The sequence below is a fragment of the Kitasatospora sp. NPDC051702 genome (assembly GCF_040681575.1).
GTDB lineage: Bacteria > Actinomycetota > Actinomycetes > Streptomycetales > Streptomycetaceae > Kitasatospora.
Genome location: NZ_JBFAZB010000067.1, coordinates 21,701 through 39,930, shown reverse-complemented (window position 1 = coordinate 39,930; position 18,230 = coordinate 21,701). Strand labels below are relative to the sequence as shown.

12 protein-coding genes and 1 pseudogene are annotated in these 18,230 nt (G+C 72.7%); 4 read left to right on the top strand and 9 right to left on the bottom strand.

The genetic code is table 11. The annotated features are described in order from the left end of the window. The 5 genes from kdpB (AB0N04_RS35725) to AB0N04_RS35705 all read right to left on the bottom strand — a co-directional run. Positions 1-1,592 (bottom strand): potassium-transporting ATPase subunit KdpB (gene kdpB, locus AB0N04_RS35725; RefSeq protein ID WP_360219087.1); only part of this gene is annotated, 1,592 nt, incomplete at its 3' end. Beyond that, a complete protein-coding gene (gene kdpA, locus AB0N04_RS35720) occupies positions 1,592-3,256 on the bottom strand; it encodes a potassium-transporting ATPase subunit KdpA (protein ID WP_360219084.1) in 1,665 nt (554 codons plus the stop codon). The genes kdpB (AB0N04_RS35725) and kdpA, both read right to left, overlap by 1 nt. Position 3,257: 1 nt before the next feature. After that, positions 3,258-3,347, bottom strand: coding sequence for a K(+)-transporting ATPase subunit F (gene kdpF / locus AB0N04_RS35715; RefSeq protein ID WP_360219081.1), 90 nt, complete (start codon positions 3,345-3,347; stop codon positions 3,258-3,260). Positions 3,348-3,666: 319 nt separating this feature from the next. Further along, complete coding sequence (locus tag AB0N04_RS35710; RefSeq protein ID WP_360219078.1) at positions 3,667-3,891, bottom strand: hypothetical protein; 225 nt, start codon at positions 3,889-3,891, stop codon at positions 3,667-3,669. A gap of 350 nt (positions 3,892-4,241) precedes the next feature. Next, complete coding sequence (locus AB0N04_RS35705; RefSeq protein ID WP_360219075.1) at positions 4,242-5,063, bottom strand: SDR family NAD(P)-dependent oxidoreductase; 822 nt, start codon at positions 5,061-5,063, stop codon at positions 4,242-4,244. A 528-nt stretch (positions 5,064-5,591) separates the two neighbouring features. Here AB0N04_RS35705 and AB0N04_RS35700 point away from each other — a divergent pair. After that, positions 5,592-6,365 (top strand): GNAT family N-acetyltransferase, encoded by a 774-nt coding sequence (locus AB0N04_RS35700; RefSeq protein ID WP_360219072.1) that lies wholly within the window; start codon positions 5,592-5,594, stop codon positions 6,363-6,365. 174 nt (positions 6,366-6,539) lie between these two features. Continuing rightward, positions 6,540-8,723: a potassium-transporting ATPase subunit KdpB gene (gene kdpB / locus AB0N04_RS35695; protein WP_360219069.1), complete on the top strand. Its 2,184-nt coding sequence runs from the start codon at positions 6,540-6,542 to the stop codon at positions 8,721-8,723. Positions 8,724-8,771: 48 nt separating this feature from the next. Here the strand turns inward: kdpB (AB0N04_RS35695) and AB0N04_RS35690 are convergent, their stop codons facing one another. The 4 genes and pseudogenes from AB0N04_RS35690 to AB0N04_RS35675 form a co-directional block, all read right to left on the bottom strand. After that, positions 8,772-9,203, bottom strand: coding sequence for a hypothetical protein (locus tag AB0N04_RS35690; RefSeq protein ID WP_360219066.1), 432 nt, complete (start codon positions 9,201-9,203; stop codon positions 8,772-8,774). Between the two features lie 154 nt (positions 9,204-9,357). Then, on the bottom strand, positions 9,358-11,778 hold the full coding sequence (locus AB0N04_RS35685; protein ID WP_360219063.1) for a DUF4118 domain-containing protein: 2,421 nt from the start codon (positions 11,776-11,778) through the stop codon (positions 9,358-9,360). Positions 11,779-11,944: 166 nt separating this feature from the next. After that, positions 11,945-12,476, bottom strand: a pseudogene (locus AB0N04_RS35680) (amino acid transporter); the annotation flags it as partial. Between the two features lie 413 nt (positions 12,477-12,889). Further along, positions 12,890-13,837, bottom strand: coding sequence for a pirin family protein (locus tag AB0N04_RS35675; RefSeq protein ID WP_360219060.1), 948 nt, complete (start codon positions 13,835-13,837; stop codon positions 12,890-12,892). Between the two features lie 103 nt (positions 13,838-13,940). On the opposite strand from AB0N04_RS35675, the gene AB0N04_RS35670 reads away from it, so the two are divergent. After that, positions 13,941-14,429: a carboxymuconolactone decarboxylase family protein gene (locus AB0N04_RS35670; protein ID WP_360219057.1), complete on the top strand. Its 489-nt coding sequence runs from the start codon at positions 13,941-13,943 to the stop codon at positions 14,427-14,429. A gap of 424 nt (positions 14,430-14,853) precedes the next feature. Continuing rightward, on the top strand, positions 14,854-18,174 hold the full coding sequence (locus AB0N04_RS35665) for an amino acid adenylation domain-containing protein (protein ID WP_360219055.1): 3,321 nt from the start codon (positions 14,854-14,856) through the stop codon (positions 18,172-18,174). Positions 18,175-18,230 lie beyond the last annotated feature (56 nt).

Genomic DNA, 18,230 nt, shown 5'->3' with positions numbered 1-18,230 from the left:
TTGATCAGGGCCATCTTGTCCTCGGGGGTGGCCTCGGCGAGGAAGTCGTCCACGCCCGCCTCCTCCGCGATCGCCTTGGCGGTCAGCGGGTTGTCCCCGGTGATCATGACGGTCTTGATGCCCATCCGGCGCAGCTCGTCGAAGCGCTCCCGCATGCCCTCCTTGACCACGTCCTTGAGGTAGATCACGCCGAGGGCCTTCGGGGCCGCACTGCCGATCCGGGACGCGACGAGCAGCGGGGTGCCACCCGCGGCGGAGATGCCGTCGACGAGCTCGGCGATGTCCTTGCCGACCGTGCCGCCGTTCTCGGTGACCCAGTTGGTGACCGAACCCGCCGCGCCCTTGCGCACGGAGTGAACGCCGTCGCTCTCGTCCAGGTCGACACCCGACATCCGGGTCTGGGCGGTGAACGGCACCCAGGTGGCGTGCGTCAACTCGCCCTGGGCACGGGCCCGCAGACCGTATTCGGTCTTCGCGAGGACCACGATCGAGCGGCCCTCCGGCGTCTCGTCCGCCAGCGAGGACAGCTGCGCGGCACTCGCGAGTTCCCCGACGGTCACGCCCTCGGCCGGCTGGAACTCGGCGGCCTGGCGGTTGCCCAGGGTGATGGTGCCGGTCTTGTCCAGCAGCAGGGTGTTGACGTCGCCAGCGGCTTCGACCGCGCGCCCCGACATTGCCAGCACGTTGCGCTGCACCAGGCGGTCCATGCCGGCGATACCGATCGCGGAGAGCAGCGCGCCGATGGTGGTCGGGATCAGCGCCACGATCAGGGCGACCAGGACGATCATCGACTGCGGGGCGCCGGCATAGGTGGCCATCGGCTGCAGGGTGACCACGGCGACCAGGAAGACGATGGTCAGCGAGGCCAGCAGGATGTTCAGCGCGATCTCGTTGGGCGTCTTCTGCCGGGCGGCGCCCTCGACCAGGGCGATCATCCGGTCGATGAAGGACTTGCCGGGCTCTGAGGCGATCTTCACCACGATGCGGTCCGACAGCACCTTGGTGCCGCCGGTGACCGCGCTGCGGTCGCCGCCGGACTCGCGGATCACCGGCGCGGACTCGCCGGTGATCGCCGACTCGTCGACGGACGCGACGCCCTCGACGACGTCGCCGTCACCGGGGATGATCTGCCCGGCCTCCACGACGACGTGGTCGCCGAGCCTGAGTGCGGTCCCGGGCACCTCCTCCTCGGCCTGGCTCTTGGGCCAGTCCAGCAGGCGACGAGCCTTGGTTTCGGTCTTGGTCTTGCGCAGGGTGTCGGCCTGGGCCTTGCCGCGGCCCTCGGCGACGGCCTCGGCCAGGTTGGCGAAGACCGTGGTCAGCCAGAGCCACACGGTGATGGCCCAGGCGAACACGGACGGGCTGGCGATCGCGGAGACAGTGGTGACCACCGAGCCGACCTCGACCACGAACATCACCGGGTTCTTGACCATCACCCGGGGGTCGAGCTTCTTCACCGCGTCCGGCAGCGAGGAGAGGAGGAGTTTCGGGTCCAGCAGCCCACTGGAGACTCTGTGGGGCGCCGCACCGTCGGTCTTGCCGCCCGGGGAGGGAGAAGACGAGGGAGAGGGAGTAAACGTGGGGGTGGACATCAGGAGGAGAGACCTTCCGCGATCGGCCCGAGAGCCAGGGCCGGGAAGTAGGTGAGGCCGACGACGATCAGGACGACGCCCGACAGCAGGCCCACGAACAGCGGCTTGTGGGTGGGCAGGGTGCCCGGGGTGGCCGGCACCGGCTGCTGCCGGGCGAGCGAGCCCGCCAGCGCCAGCACGAACACCATCGGCAGGAACCGGCCGAACACCATGCACAGGCCGAGCGCGGTGTCGTACCAGTCGGTGTTGACGGTGATGCCGCCGAACGCCGAGCCGTTGTTGTTCGCGGCCGAGGTGAACGCGTACAGCACCTCGGAGAAGCCATGGGCGCCCGAGTTGAGCATCCCTCCCCGCTCACCCGGCAGCGCCATCGCCACACCCGTACCGACCAGCACGATCGTCGGCGTGGTGAGGATGTACAGCGAGGCGAACTTCATCTCCCGGCCGCCGAGCTTCTTGCCCAGGTACTCCGGGGTGCGCCCGACCATCAGACCGGCCACGAACACCGCGACGATCGCCAGGATCAGCATCCCGTACAGACCGGAACCCACACCGCCGGGCGCGATCTCGCCCAGCATCATGTTGAAGATCGTGATCCCGCCGCCGAACGGTGTGTACGAGTCGTGGAAGGAGTTCACCGCGCCGGTCGAGGTCAACGTCGTCGACGCCGCGAACAGGCCCGAGGCCGCGATGCCGAACCGCTGCTCCTTGCCCTCCATCGCGGCACCGGCCGCCTGCAGGGCGGTACCGGAGTGCTGCGACTCCGCGAAGGTGATCAGGGCCGCCGAAGCCACCCAGAAGATCCCCATCACCGCGGCGATCGCGTAGCCCTGGCGGTTGTCGCCGACCATCTTGCCGAAGGTCCGCGGCAGCGCGAACGGAATCAGCAGGATCAGGAAGATCTCCAGCCAGTTCGTGAACCCGGTCGGGTTCTCGAACGGGTGCGCCGAGTTGGCGTTGAAGAAGCCGCCGCCGTTGGTGCCCAGCTCCTTGATGACTTCCTGCGAGGCCACCGGGCCGCCCGGGATCTTCTGCACGTCACCCGCGAGGTTGGTCACCTCGTGGAAGCCGTGGAAGTTCTGGACCACACCGTTCGCCACCAGGACGAGCGCGAAGACGAACGCGATCGGCAACAGCAGCCGCAGGTTGATCCGGACCAGGTCCACCCAGAAGTTGCCCAGCCGGTCCGTCCGGTTGCGCGTGAAGCCCCGGATCAGCGCGGCCACGATGGCGATGCCCACGGCCGCGGACACGAAGTTCTGCACCGCCAGGCCGGCCATCTGCACCAGGTGGCCCATCGCGGACTCACCGCTGTAGGACTGCCAGTTGGTGTTGGTGACGAACGAGATCGCGGTGTTCCAGGCCTGGTGGCCCTCCATCTGCTGGACGCCCAGGCTCAGCAGCAGGTGGCCCTGCAGGCGGATCAGCCCGTACAGGAAAAGGACGGAGACGGCCGAGAAGGCCAGCACCGAGCGCAGGTACACCGGCCAGCGCTGATCGGCGTCGCCGTCGACACCGATCACCTTGTAGATGCCGCGCTCGACTCTGAGGTGCTTCGAGGTGGTGAGGATCCTGGCGATGTAGTCGCCAAGGGGCCGGTAGCACAGGACCAGCGCGCCGACGAGGGCGAGGGCCTGCATCCAGCCCGCGAGAGTGGAGCTCATGTCAGAACTTCTCCGGGTAGACCAGCGCGAGGATGAGATAGCCGACGAGCGCGACGGCGACGATGAGACCTGCGATGTTCTCGGCGCTCACAGCTTCTCCACCCCCCGCGCGATCAGGGCGATGACGGCGAACACGGCGACCGTGACACCGACGTAGATGAGATCGGACATGGCTCCACCTGGGTGGCTGAGGGGACGTACCCGTGAACAGGCCTGAGGGCCCTCACGGCACCGGCGGAAGACCGGCGGGAGCAGCCAACCAGCCCCCGGGGGCGCGCAGCGCGTCCCTGATGCCGTCCATACGGGTGATCCGGAAACATTGACGCGGCCCTTATAGCGGCGTCATTCATCCGAGACCGCGGATTGTCCTGAACGTTTCGATGAGGCCTGCCGGCGCAGCTCTCACCTGCTCACATCCGCATCCGCAGCCGGCAGACCACCGCGCCGGTGTGCCGGCGCAGTGCGCGGTCGATCACGGCGCTCCGCCGGTTCTGCAGCGCCCGCTGCCACCAGCGGGCGGGCTCCACCTCCGGGATCAGCACGGTCAGCCGGTCGTAGGCGTGCTCCGACCCGAGCTCGTCGACGAAGTCGGCGATGGGCCTTCCCAGGCGCCGGTGCTCGTCCGGGATCTCCACCAGCGGGACGCCCGGCTGCCACGACCAGCGCGGCCACACCGGTGAGCAGCGCGCCGAAGCCGTTCAGCGCGGCCTTCCACCCTTGATGTCGGCAGCGTCGACCTTGATGCGATCTTGACGCCCCGTGCAACGACTCGGCCCCTGAGGCGCCGCCGGTCCGCACAGCCGGACGGCGGGCCTCAGGGGCCGAAGGGGTGCACCCGGTGCCGGTTGCACGCGGCACCGGGTGGGTCTGTCGGGTTACTGCCCGGGCTTGCGGCCGTGGTTCGCCTTCTTCTTGCGACGGGCCTTCTTCTTGCGGGCGCGCTTGGACATCGTGCTCTTTCTCTCGGTACGTGGGTTGGGGAGGTTCAGACGGCCTGGCCGACCAGCTGGTCGGCGAGCTTGGCCAGCCGCTTCAGCGAGCGCTCCTCCTGGGCGACGGCCGCGGTCGGTGCGATGACGCCGCCGTCGAAGTAGGCGCCGTTCGCGACGACCGTCTCCGGCAGGCAGAGCCGCACCACTGCCGTCGCGCCCTCCGCCGCGGGCGCGCCGACCCGTCCGTACAGCGGCAGCAGCGCGGTGTCGCACAGACCCGGGTTGACGCTGACGGCGGTGATGCCGGAGCCGGCCGGGGCCATGTCTGCGGTCGCCATGGTCAGTGCGAGCTGCGACTGCGCGTACGCGGCGACCCGCGAGTACTTCTTCACCCGGTGCGGATCCGACCAGTTCATCGAGGCGGTGCGGTGCAGGGAGGAGGAGACGTTGACGATCCGGGCGTCGCCTGCCGCCGACAGCGGGGCACGCAGCAGCTTCGCCAGCAGGTGCGCGGCCAGGAAGTTGACCTGCAGCGAGACCTCGTTGCCGTCGTCGGTGAGGGTGCAGCGCTCTGGCGCCACCGCGGCGGCGTTGTTCACCAGCAGGTCCAGCGCCGGGTAGTGCTTGACGACCGTGCCGGCCAGCACGGCGACCTCGGACAGCTTGGTGAAGTCGGCTGCCAGCTCGACGAGTTGATCCCGGCGGGCTCCTGCGGCGACCAGGCGCTCCACGGCATCCTCCGCCTCGGCGGCGGTGCGGGCGTGCACGAGCACGGTCGCACCGTGCCCGGCGAGCAGCCGGGCGGTCTCCCAGCCGATCCCCGACGAGGCGCCGGTGACGAGGGCGGTGCGGGCGGACAGAACAGCGTCGGACATGACCCATCCAAGGGTGGAAAGGCATCGGCGGGGTGCGGGAGCAACGCGGCGCGAAGCCGTGCGCCAACCGGGGCCGTCGGTGCGAGAAGGGTGAGTTGCGAGGGAAGGCTCGTCCGTCCCCTGGCCCCCGGAGCCGGTCAGGGCAGGGGACGGACTGCGGTGATCGGCACGGGCCGGACGAACGGAACCCGGCCCGTGCCGGCGGCCGGCGGCGAGCGGGGTAGCGGCCCGGTCCTACCGGACGGCGACCGCGACAGCGACGATCCGCGGCCGACTATGCGGCGGGCGGTCGTGGTGGCGTGTCGAGCGGTGCATGTCCCCCATCAAAGACTGCCCCGATACCGGGGGCAAGCCCGTTCACCCTCCCTGACGAAGCCCTGACGCGCGGTCGACGCATCGCTGACGCCCATGTCCCGACTACCGCCGGGTTTCGGGAATCGCCAAGGTTCCGTCAGCAAGATCCCTGTCGCTGCCAGGCTTTCGTCAACGAGTCGACACCTGTCGGCTGCGGTCTGCCGTACTGGACGGATGTCCGTCACCGTTCCGCCGATCACCGACTGGTTCACCCCCGAACAGCCCGGCGCGAGTGTCCTGCCCGCCCACGTCGGACGGAGTGCCCACGGCGGCTGGTGGGCGGACGACCCCGACACCGTCCGGGCACTACTGGTGCACTGCGGGCCGGAACGGCTGCTGCACGGAGATCCCGAACATCTGGACCCGGGCGTCCTCGCCCGTTACGGGCGCGGGCAGTTCCACGCCCCGGACCGCTTCCTTCCCCTGCTGGGGCGCACCTTCAGTCACATCACCCCGTGGATCCGCGTGCTGCACATCCACTCGGAGCAGGCTCGGCCGGTCTCCCGCCACACCGCGGCCTGGGTACGCCCGCTGCACGCCGCCGACGAAACCCACCTCGACCGGTTCGCCCGCCGCGCCTCCTCCGCAAACCGCCCGGGCCTCCCGCACTGGGTCGCCGAGACCTGGGGCGGCCATCGCGCGCTCGCGGCGAGCGGCTTCGCCTGGGGTGCGTTCCTCGGGCCGTACCTGGCCTCGCTTGCCTGCGGCTACCTCGCCGGACGGAACCACCTGGACATCGCGGTGGCGACCGACCCGGCGTTCCAACGGCTCGACCTCGCACTCGCCTGCGTCCGTGCCGCCACGACCGCCGCCCGCGCCCAGGGCCTCGTTCCGACCTGGTCGGCGCCGCGGAGCAACCACGCCAGCCGGGCCCTCGCCGGAGCTGCGGGCTTCCGGCCCGTGCGACAGGAGGTGGTGTACTGGGCCGGCCCGGCCGCCACTCATTGACGAACACGTGCCCGATGGGACGTCAGGGAGCTGTCAAGGAAGCGGCGCCGCACGCCAAGTCGCCGTCAAGGCGGGCATGTCGTGTGAAGATCCGGTGCTTCGCTGTCCGGCGTTCCCCCGTCGTTCCCCGAACCGCCGCCCCTCTCCCGGGCGGCCCGGAAGGTCCCCGAGACGATGCGCCGTTCGGCCCTCACCCCACCGGACACCACCCCCGACCAGCAGAACTGGTTCCGCCGCCCGGACCCCGTACCCGAGGAGCCGCCGCAGCACGCAAGCCACCGGCCCACCGGCCCGAAGGGGCGCCGTCGGCTCATCACCCGACGGCAGCTGTCCGAGGCCCTGCCCGCCGCCGCCCGCAAGCTCCACCCGCGCATGATGATGCGCAACCCGGTGATGCTGGTGGTCGAGACCGGCTCCGCCCTCACCACCATCAGCGCTGTCATCCACCCCAGCGTGTTCGCCTGGGTCATCAGCTTCTGGCTCTGGCTGACCGTGCTGTTCGCCAACCTCGCCGAGGCCGTCGCCGAGGCACGCGGCAAGGCCCAGGCCGACTCACTGCGCCGAGCGCAGGCCGGGACGACGGCCCGGCGGCTGCTGCATTGGTGGGTCGGCACCCGCGACCACCGCCACGAGGTCATCCCCGCCGAACAGTTGCTGCTGCACGACATCGTCCTCGTATCCGCCGGTGAAGTGATCCCGCAGGACGGCGAGGTGGTCGAGGGGGTCGCCACCGTCGACGAGTCGGCGATCACCGGGGAGTCCGCACCTGTCATCCGGGAGTCCGGCGGCGACCGCACCGGCGTCACCGGCGGCACGAAGGTGCTCTCGGACCACCTCGTCGTCCGGGTCACCTCCCGGCCCGGGCAGAGCTTCGTCGACCGGATGATCGCCCTGGTCGAGGGCGCGAACCGGCAGAAGACCCCGAACGAGATCGCGCTCAACATCCTGCTCGCCTCGCTCACCATCGTCTTCCTGCTGTCCGTGGTCTCGCTCCAGCCGATGGCCATCTACGCGAACGCGCCCCAGACCACCATCGTGCTGGTCGCGTTGATGGTCGCGCTGATCCCGACCACGATCGGCGCTCTGCTCTCCGCGATCGGCATCGCCGGGATGGACCGCCTGGTGCAGCGCAACGTGGTCGCCCTCTCCGGCCGCGCGGTGGAGGCCGCCGGGGACGTCGACGTGCTGCTGCTCGACAAGACCGGCACCATCACCCACGGCAACCGCCGGGCCGTCGCCCTGCACCCGCTGCCCGGCGCGACCACCGAACAGCTCGCCGAGGCCGCCCAGTTGGCCTCCGTCGCGGACGAGACCCCGGAAGGGCGCTCACTCGTAGAGCTGACCAACCGGCAGTACTGGGTGCCGCCCCGCTCCCCAGGTGAACTCGGCGAGCAGCAGCCCGTCCCGTTCACCGCGCACAGCCGGATGAGCGGCGTCGACCTCGCCTGGCCCGACGGCAGCACCTGCCTGATCCGCAAGGGCGCCGCGAGCGCCGTCGCCCGCTGGGTGGTGGACTCCGGCGGACGGCTCCCGATCGAGGCCAAGCCGCTGGTCGACCGCATCGCCGAAGCCGGCGGCACCCCGCTGCTGGTCGCCGTCCACGACCGGCACGGCGCCCGCGCACTCGGCGTCGTCGAGCTCAAGGACGTGGTCAAGGAGGGCATCGCCGAACGCTTCGCCGAACTGCGCCGCATGGGCATCCGCACGGTGATGGTGACCGGCGACAACCCGCTCACCGCCAAGGCCATCGCCACCGAAGCCGGCGTCGACGACTACCTCGCCGAAGCCACCCCAGAGGACAAGCTCGCCCACCTGCGCCGCGAGCAGGCCGCCGGCAACATGGTCGCGATGACCGGCGACGGCACCAACGACGCCCCCGCCCTCGCCCAGGCCGACGTCGGCGTCGCCATGAACTCCGGCACCCCCGCCGCCAAGGAGGCCGGCAACATGGTCGACCTCGACTCCAACCCCGCCAAACTGATCGACATCATCCGGGTCGGCAAACAGCTCCTCATCACCCGCGGAGCGTTGACCACCTTCTCGATCACCAACGACGTCGCCAAGTTCTTCGCCATCATCCCCGCGATGTTCGCGAACGCCTACCCCGGACTGCACCACCTCAACATCATGGAACTGCACAGCCCCACCTCGGCCATCGCCTCCGCGATCATCTTCAACGCCCTGATCATCGTCGCCCTGATCCCGCTCGCCCTGCGCGGTGTCCGCTACCAGCCCGCCTCCGCCACCGACCTCCTGCGCCGCAACCTGCGCGTCTACGGCCTCGGCGGGCTCATCCTGCCCTTCCTCGGCATCAAGGCCATCGACCTGCTCATCCAGTTCGTCCCCGGCCTCGGATAGCAGACCCGCCCGCCGCCTCCGGAACGACACCGAGGCGGCGGGCGGGCATCAACCAACGCGACGCCCGGCCCCGTCGCCCGCCGAAAGGCGCTCGACGCGGATCGCCCGGCGCGGCAACGCAGCGGGCAGGGAGAGCAGCAAGGCAGCGGCAGTGAAGAGGACGAAGTGCTCGCTCTCGATCTCCACGCCGGACCAGCCGAGCTCGGCATGGCGGTGCTCGACGAAGGCGTTGCAGCACAGCCAGGCGGCCAGGCCGACAAGTGGCGCGGCCAGGGGCCGGGAGAGGGCTCCGGCCAGTGCGGCCAGTCCGATGTACGCGATGTACGGGAACAAGCCGGCGTGGAGCCCGCCCAGCCGGCCGAGGCCGAGTGCAAGTGCGCCCCCGGCGACCAGGGCCACCGAGCCCGACACCGCGGCCGGCAGGCGGTCGAGCACGGGGTGGTAGCGACGGCCGCCGGGGCGGGCGGAGTACATGCGCATCGTCCTGTCCCAGCTTCGCCGCGAGTTCGTTCGAGGCCAGCAAACCCATGGGCCCACGGCCCTTCGCCCCGCGTTGACGAGATCCTTACGCCGACGCCCGGATTCACAACGCGATCTTGACGCCCCGGATCGCCGACCGGTCCGCGCCATCGGATCAGGCCACCGCGCGGACCAGGCTGATCACGTAGGCGGTGCCGCCGCCCGGTGCCTCCTCGACGGCCAGCTCGCCGTTCATCGCCTCCACGAAGCCCCGTGCCACCGCAGGCCCCGCTCCCTCCCGACCGACGGCCTCGCCGCCGTGGACGGTGACCAGGACGTCCACCCGCCCGGCCACCAGGCCGGCGTCGACCACCACCGGCCCGGCTTCCGCCGCCCCCGGATCCAGGAGGGCCACGAACGCCCGCTCCAGGAGCCCCGGATCGGCGAGCACCCGCGGCAGCTCCGGATCCAGGTCGACCCGCGTGCCGGGCAACCCCTCGACAGCGGCCCGCACCACCTCGGCTACCGCCGTCGGCCGCAAAACCACCGGCACCACCCCGGCCCGCAGCCGGCTCAGGTCCAGCAGGTCGACGATCAACCGTTCCATCCGTTCCGCCTCGGCGCCGACTCGCCGCCCGCCCGGGTCCGGCATCTGCTCGGCCTCCCGACGCACCGCCGCCAGCGGCGCGCGCAGGTCGCGTCCGACGGCCTCCAGCAACGCCGTGTGCAGTGCGTCGGCGCGCGCGAGCACGTCGGCCGCCGACGCCTGCGCGACCAGCCGTTCCCGTTCCCGGGCCAGCTTCAGCTGGGTGACGTACGGACCGAGCAACCGGGTGTCCTCCTCGGTGAGCGGCGTGCCCCGCAGGACCAGGACCGCCTCGTCTCCCAGGTCGACGGAGAACGACGCCTCGTCGGGCAGCAGCGGCACCTCCGCCCCGGCGGAAGCCGCCGGTTGCCAGAGCGCGCCCGTACGAACGAGTACGGCGGCCGCGTCCAGCCCGAAGACCTGCCGCAGCTCCGCCACCAGGTCGGACGACGCCCGTGCCCCCGATTCCACCGTCTCGCCCGCCAGCCTGGTGAGGACGGCCGCTTCCGCGCGCGCCCGGTCCGCCTGCTGCGAGCGACGCGTCAGACCGTCGATCAGATGGGAGATCACCCCCGCCACCGCGAGGAAGACCAGCAGCGCCGCGATGTCAGCGCCCTGCTCCACCGTCAGGCTGTACCAGGGCGTGGTGAAGAAGTAGTCCGCCGCGAGTGCGCCCGCTGCCGTGCTGCCCGCCGCGGGCAGCAGCCCGCCCAGCCGGGCCGTCCCCGCCACCACCAGCAGCAGGCACAGCAGCACGCCGGACAAGCCGAGCGAGTCGCGCAGCGGCGACAGCGCCCAGGTCAGCACGACCGCCCCGGCCGGCCCGAGCAGCCACGCCAGTCGGCGCCGCCGGACCGGGACCAGCGCCGGGCGGCGCCTGCGGGGTGCGGGCGGCACCGTCAGCAGTCCCGGCTCCGGCGGCGGCAGCACGCGCACGTCGATCGGGCCGGCCAGCCGGATGACCCGGTTGATCACCGAACCGGAGACCAGCTCGCGCAGCCTGCTCCGGCTGGTGGGCCCGAGCAGGAGCTGCGTGGCGCTCTCCGACCGGGCGAAGTCCACCAGCGTCCGGGCCACGTCACCGCCGCTGACCTCCACGTAGGTGCCGCGCAGCTCCCGGAGCAGCTCCCGCTGCGGCGCCAGGTCCGGCGGCTCGCGCTCGACCGTGCCGTCGTCCAGGCGGACGTGCACGCCGATGAGGTCCCCGTGCACCCGGGTCGCCGTGCGGGCGCCCCGGCGGATCAGGTGCTCGCCCTGCGGGGCGCCGTCGAGGGCGACCATGATCCGTTCCTTGGTCTCCCAGGGCGCCCGGATGCCGTGCCGGGCCCGGTAGTCGGCCAGCTCCTCCTCCACCCGGTCCGCGAGCCACAACAGCGCCAGCTCTCGCAGCGCGCCGAGGTTGCCGGCCCGGAAGTAGTGGTCGAGCGCCACGTCGATCCGGTCCGGCGGGTAGACCTCCCCCTGCGCCATCCGCGCCCGCAGCGCGTCCGGGCTCAGGTCCACCAGCTCGATCCGGTCGGCGGCGCGGACCACCTCGTCGGGGATGGTCTCCCGCTGGGCGACGCCGGTGATCTGCTCGACGACGTCGTTCAGGCTCTCCAGGTGCTGGATGTTGAGCGTCGTCGCCACGTCGATGCCGGCGTCCAGCAGTTCCCGCACGTCCTGCCAGCGCTTCGTGTTCCGCCCGCCGGACACGTTGGTGTGCGCGAGCTCGTCCACCAGGGCGAGGGCCGGGCGGCGCGCCAGCAGTGCGTCCAGGTCGAGCTCGGTCAGCTTCACGCCCCGGTACGACACCGTCCGCCGGGGCAGCACCGGCAGGTCCCTCAGCTGCTTCTCCGTCCCGTGCCGTCCGTACGTCTCGACCAGGCCGACCACCACGTCCAGCCCCTCACCGCGGAGCCGCCGCCCCTCCCGGAGCATGGCGTACGTCTTCCCGACCCCCGGCGCCGCTCCCAGGAACACCCGCAGCTTGCCGGTCACCGCCGTCCCGCCGCCTCTCTCCGCTTCCACGTCCATGCTCCGCCCTACCCGACGTGGACGCGCGGGCGCCGGGAGCGGTCCGGCTCCGCCTTGCGCAGCACCTCGCGGGTGACGGGGGCGACCTCGCCCTGGCCGAACAGGAAGAAGCGCAGGAAGTGGCCGACCGGACCGCCCTCGGTCCACTCGAAGTAGATGTGTTGAGCGCGAGGTAGACCCCGACCAGGAACACCGCCAGGCCGATCGCCTCGCTGAACCCCTTGAGGAAGACCCCGCCGAGCAACGCGACCAGCAGCAGGGTGATCAGCATCTGCTTGCCGGCCAGCGCACTGTGCAGACTCGGGTTCTCCACCAGGTGCGCGGTCGCGTCCGCCGCCGACAGAGTGATGGTGATCATGAAATCGGTCGCCGCGAAGCCGAGCAGCGCGAGGCCGAACAGCTTCCCCTGCCAGAACGACAGCAGCCGCTCGAGCATCGCGATCGAGCCCTCGCCGTGCGGGCTCTCCCCGCGCCACCCGCCGGTACACGGGCAGCGCACCGAACAGTGTCACGATCACCAGCACGACGGTCGCCACCGGCGACAGCAGCCCGGCCGCGAGGGCGGCGATGCCGGGCTGGTAGCCGAGGGTGGAGAAGTAGTCCAGGCCGGTCAGGCACATCACCCGCCACCAGCGCTGGCCCTTGTGCTCGACCGGCGCCTCCGCGTGCGGCCCCGGGTACTGCTTCGCCATGTCGGACAGGCCCTCCAGCAGCCATGCCCGGAACCTGGTCCGCCGCGTCGATGCAGCCGCACCCGACGAACTCACCCTGCGCCCCTGTCCTCGTCCCCGAACCCGGTGCCACCGAGGCGGCGGCAGGGCGAAAGGCTATGTGGCCAGCGGCTTCGCTCCCGGCAACCGCCCGCACGATGTCGCCCCATTGGTCCAGTGGCCACCCAGCACGCCGACAACCCGACGGACCATCAGCAACGTCGGCATCGAGTCGGCATTGGTCCGACTAAGCCGTCCACAGAAGGTCACACCCGAGAACCGACGACCACCCCCAATCGATCCCGCCGAGGCCTGAACGACCACCCTGCCGGGGGAGCAACGGCACAGGCTCGACCCCCCCGCCAACCCTTCCAGCCGCCACGCGAAAGACCAGGTCAGCGGGTGCGGCCGCGGGGCTTGAGGGGGATGCCGGGGAGCTCGGGGGCGGGGAGGCGGTCGCCGGGGTAGCCCAGGACCTCGCCGTAGCGGTCGCCGGCGGCCTGCCACTCCTCGCGGGCCCGGACGATGTCCTCGTGGGAGCGCCCGATGAAGTTCCACCACATGACGATCTCCTCCTCGAAGGGGGTGCCGCCGAGGAGGACGGTGCGGGCGGGGGTTTCGGAGGTGTTGGTGAGGGTCAGGGCGGTGGAGCCGGGGGCGAGGTAGCCGAGGTCTCCGGGGTGGAGCGGGGTGTCGGCGAGGCGGACGTCGCCCTGGTCGACGAGCAGGCCGTGTTCGAAGGCCGGGTCGACGGAGAGGGTGACGGTGGCGTGCGGGTCGAGGGTGAGCTCGGCGCCGAGCAGCGGGGTGAAGGTGGGGACGGGGGAGGTGTCGCCGGCGAGGGTGCCGAGGAAGACCCGGGCCCGGCCGCCGTCGAGGGCGACGGGGAGCGGGGCGTGGTGGTGGAAGTCGCGGGCGGTGTGCCGGTGCTGCTCGGGGAGGGCCACCCAGAGCTGGACGCCGTGCAGGACGGTCGTCGCGGGGGTGGAGACCTCGGAGTGGCTGATGCCGTGTCCGGAGGTCATGAGGTTGACCTCGCCGGGGCGGACGAGGGCGTGGACGCCGAGGCTGTCGCGGTGCTCGATCTCGCCGCTGAAGAGCCAGCTGACGGTCTGCAGCCCGGTGTGCGGGTGCGGGGCGACGTCCATGCCGCCGGTGCGGGCGACGTCGTCCGGCCCGTAGTGGTCGACGAAGCACCAGGCGCCGATGAGGGTGCGGGAGCGCTGGGGCAGGGTGCGGCGTACGGTCATGGCGCGGGGCCCGCCGAGGGGGACGTCGCGGGCGGGCAGGACGTCCACGGTGGTGTGCGGTGCGGTGGCGGCGTCGGTCTCGGCGGTGCTCATGGGTGAGGGTTCCTCCCGTGCGGCGTTCGGCAAGATTGTTTTATCTTCAACTATAGTGTCATGGCAAGGTGGCAACCGACAGCGATCCGGTGGAGGAGTTCAGGTGAGTGAAGTGACGACGGTCTCGGCTGACCGGCGGGTGTTCATCGACAAGCAGAGCCCGCAGGCCTATCGCGCACTGCTGGCGGCCGCCGAGGCGGCGCGGGCGGTCGCCGCCGACGCCGGACTCGACCGCGTCGTGGTGGAACTGGTCAACCTGCGGGTGTCCCAGATCAACGGCTGCGCCTACTGCCTCAACGTGCACACCAGGGCCGCGCTGGCCGCCGGCGAGACCACCCAGCGGCTGGGCGTGCTCCCGGCCTGGCGGGACACCGAGCTGTTCACGCCGCGGGAGCGCGCGGTGCTCGGCCTGGCCGAGGCCACCACCACCCCCGCGGACGCGGGTGTCCAGGAGGAGGCCTACCGCGCCGCGCGCGAGGTGCTGTCGGACGAGGAGATCTCTGCCGCGGTGTGGGTCGCGATCACCATCAACTCCTTCAACCGGGTGTCCATCATGAGCAAGCACCCCGTGCGGCCGGCGCCGGTGCGGTAGTCGCGCGGGCGCGGGGTACCGTGTGCCTCCGGGCGGGGCGGATGCCTCGCCCGGGGGAGTCCGCCGGTGCGGTGACGGACGTTCAAACTAGCGCGCCGGTGGTCGAGTTCCCGGCGGTTGGACGCGTACATGACGCCTGGTGGGAGGGACCGCGAACCCTTGACCGGGGGGTGGGTTCTCTGCGAACCTCTCGGCAGGTCAGGACCATGGTCTTTCCGCGGGGGAGAAGATCGGCTCCGATTCGGTTGTGCGCAGGGGGGATCTGGGCGGGCCGGGAGGGTCGCGGCCGGAGCGGCCGGTCGGCCGGCCAGGGGCGGGCCGGACACCACCAGACGGTCGCGTCACCAGCGAACCCGCGGCGCCGACACCCTCGGCTCCCGGTCGCGTGCCCGCACCGATCGCCGACCGTCGAATCGAGCCGCAGATGCCAGAGTCCTCCGCCGTGCCCGCGTCGCCCTTCCAGCAGGGGGTCTGGCTGACCGAGCGGCTCGGGCCCGTGCACGGGGCGTTCCTGATGCCGGTCCGGATCTCCTTCGACCGGGTCGACGCGGCCGCGCTCGGGCGGGCGGTGGCCGAGCTGACCGGGCGTCACAGCGCCTTGTCCCGGGTGTTCGTGGAGCGCGACGGGCGGATCCTGCAGGAGCCCGGACCGGCCCCGCTGCTGGAGGTGGTCGACGCCTCCGGGGACGGGCCGGAGGGCCTGGCGAAGCGGCTCGCCGAGGACGCGGCCCGGCCGATCGACCTCCGGACCGGCCCGCCGGCGCGCTTCACCCTCCACCTCGGCGGGGGCGGCGGCGCGGAGCTGCTGATCGTCGTCCACCACGCCGTCTTCGACGGGGAGTCCAAGGACGTCCTGGTCGCCGACCTCGCCGCGGCTTACGCCGCGGCCCTGGGCGGACCCGCATCCGCTCCGGACCGCCCGGGTCGGCCGGACCTCCTCGCCGCCCACCCGGCGGGCCCTGCCCACCCGGTGGGCCCGACCCACCTGGCGGCCTCGCCCCCTGCAGTGCCGACCCCGCCCCCCGCCCCGGAGCTGGTGCGCCGCGCCGCCGACTGGTACGGCCCGCGCTGGGCCGCCGCGACCGACCCGGTGCTCCCCGGACTGCCGCGCGCCGTCACGGCGGCCGGGCCGGGGGAGGCCGTCGGCTGGCGGCTGGACGCGCCGGAGCGGGCCCGGCTGGCCGACGCGGCCGCGTGCAGTGGCGTCACCGTCTTCGAGTTCCTGCTCGCCGCCCTGCACGGGCTCCTGCTGCGCTACGGGGGCGAGGCCGTCCCGGTGTCGGTGCCGCTCTCCGTCCGCGGGCCCGGGCAGGCCGGCGAGCTGGGGATGTTCGTCAACGAGCTGCCGGTGCACGCTCCGGCCGGGGCGACGGCCGCGTCGGACTTCGCCGGGTACGCCCGGGCGGTACGGGCCGAGGTGCGCGCCGGGTACGCCTTCCGGACGGTGCCGTTCGGCGTGGCGGTGGGCGGTCTGACGCCGCGGGTCGGGCTCTGCCCGGTGTCCTTCGGCTACCGGCGGAGCGCGGTCGCCGACCCGGTGTTCCCGGGGAGCACCGCCCGGGTGGACCGGGCGGTGTTCAACGGCGCCGCCCGCAACACGCTGCACCTGCAGGCCGTGGACACCGCCGAGGGGCTGGAGCTCTCCCTCCAGTACCCTCCCGCGGTGCTGTCCGCGGCCGCCGCCGGACGCGTCGCCGGCCACTACCGCACGCTGCTGGCGGCCGCCACCGAGCGGCCGGACGCGCCGTTGGGCTCCCTGGCCCTGCTGGGTCGCGCCGAGCGCCGGCTGGTCACCGCCGAGTGGAACGACACCGCCCGCGACTACCCCCGCGACCGCACGGTGCTGGACCTGGTGCGCGAGCGTGCCGCCGGGACGCCGGACGCGCCCGCCGTCGTCGCGCCCGCCTTCTTAGCCCCTGCCGTCGTCGCCCCCGCCGGCTCCCCGTCGGCGGACGCGGGTGCCGCCGCGGACGCCGAACCGGTGCGGCTGAGCTACCGGGAGCTGCTCGACCGCGTCGACGGCCTGGCGGCCGCGCTGCGCGGCGCCGGCGTCGGGCCGGGCGACCTCGTCGCCCTGCACCTGGGGCGCAGCGCGGACCTGCCGGCCGCGCTGCTCGCCGTGCACACCGCCGGGGCGGCCTACCTGCCGCTCGACCCCGGCCACCCCGCCGAGCGGCTGGCCCACCTGCTGGCCGACTCCGGCGCGACCCTGCTGCTCGCGGACCGGGAGCCCGCCCCCGCCGTCCTGGCCGCCGCCCCGGCGGTGCTGCGCCTCGGCGCCGCGCCCACGGCCGCCCCGGCGCCCGCCGCGGCCGGTTCGCCGAGCGCGCTCGCCTACGTGCTGTACACCTCGGGCTCGACCGGGCGGCCCAAGGGCGTGGAGGTCGGGCACCGGGCGCTGGTCAACCTGCTGACCTCCTTCGCCGACCGGCTCGGCTCCTCGCACCGCGACGCGTGGCTCGGGCTGACCTCGCTCTCCTTCGACATCTCCGGCCTGGAGCTCCTGCTGCCGCTGGTCACCGGCGGCCGGCTGGTGCTGGCCCCGGACGGCGCGGCGACGGACGGGCCGCGGCTGCTCGACCTGGTCCGGCGCGAGGGCGTCACCCACGTCCAGGCGACCCCGTCCGGCTGGCGGGTGCTGCTCGCCGCCGGGCCGCTGCCGCCCGGGCTGACGGCGCTGGTCGGCGGCGAGCAGCTCCCCCTGCCGCTGGCCCGTGAACTACGGTCCAGAGTCGATGAGTTGACCAACGTCTACGGGCCCACCGAGACGACCGTCTGGTCGACCTGGCGGCCGATCCCGACCGCCCCGGACACCGCGCCGATCGGCCGGCCGATCGCCAACACCCGCGCCTACGTGCTGGACCCGGACGGCCGCCCGCTGCCGGTCGGGGTGCCGGGCGAGCTCCACCTCGGCGGCGACGGCGTCGCGCAGGGCTACCGTGGCCGCCCCGAGCTGACCGCCGAACGCTTCGTCGAGGACCCGTTCGCCGGCGGCCGGATGTACCGCACCGGTGACCTCGCCGCCTGGACGGAGGACGGTGAACTGACCTTCCACGGGCGGATCGACGCGCAGGTGAAGATCAGGGGTCACCGGATCGAACCCGGCGAGGTCGAGGCCGCTCTGCTGGCGCACCCGGCCGTCGCCGAGGCGGCCGTCGCCGTGCACGAGGAGACCCCGGGCGAGCCCGAACTCGTCGGGTACGTCGTCCCGTCTCCCGGCGCGGGGCCGGCCGGCGGTGCGGAGCCGGTGCCCGACGCGGAGTCGGTCACCGACGCCGAGCCGGTCACCGACGCGGAGCTGCGGGAGCACCTGCGGCGCACCCTCCCCGCGGTGATGGTGCCGCGGCGGTACCTGCGCCTCGACCGCCTGCCGCTCACCCCGAACGGCAAGCTGGACCGCCGGGCGCTGCCCGCCCCGCCGCGGCCGGACGCGGTGGCCTCCGCCACGGCCTCCCCGCCTGCAGCGCCTGCCACGCCTGCCACAGCGGCCCCGGCACGCCCCGGTGCCGCGGCCGAGCAGCCCGACGAGGTCGCCGCCACCGTCCTGGCGATCTGGCGGGAGGTGCTCGCCCTGCCCGAACTGGGCCCGGACGACGACATCTTCGAGCTCGGCGGGCACTCCCTGACGATCATCCAGATCACCGCGCGGATCCGCGCCGCGCTCGGGGTGGAGCTCGACTTCGACCTGTTCTTCGACGTCTCCACACCGGCCGGCATCGCGGCGGCCGTCCGCGAGCGCCGCTGAGACGGGCCCGGCGAGCGCGGCCGGGCCCCGGACGCACTCCGGGTGCGTCCGACCTC

Coding starts and splice junctions, on each gene's coding strand:
- AB0N04_RS35690 (WP_360219066.1), bottom strand. CDS start 9,203: ATGCGCATGTACTCCGCCCGCCCCGGCGGCCGTCGCTACCACCCCGTG.
- AB0N04_RS35705 (WP_360219075.1), bottom strand. CDS start 5,063: ATGTCCGACGCTGTTCTGTCCGCCCGCACCGCCCTCGTCACCGGCGCC.
- AB0N04_RS35665 (WP_360219055.1), top strand. CDS start 14,854: ATGCCAGAGTCCTCCGCCGTGCCCGCGTCGCCCTTCCAGCAGGGGGTC.
- kdpA (WP_360219084.1), bottom strand. CDS start 3,256: ATGAGCTCCACTCTCGCGGGCTGGATGCAGGCCCTCGCCCTCGTCGGC.
- AB0N04_RS35675 (WP_360219060.1), bottom strand. CDS start 13,837: ATGAGCACCGCCGAGACCGACGCCGCCACCGCACCGCACACCACCGTG.
- AB0N04_RS35700 (WP_360219072.1), top strand. CDS start 5,592: ATGTCCGTCACCGTTCCGCCGATCACCGACTGGTTCACCCCCGAACAG.
- kdpB (WP_360219069.1), top strand. CDS start 6,540: ATGCGCCGTTCGGCCCTCACCCCACCGGACACCACCCCCGACCAGCAG.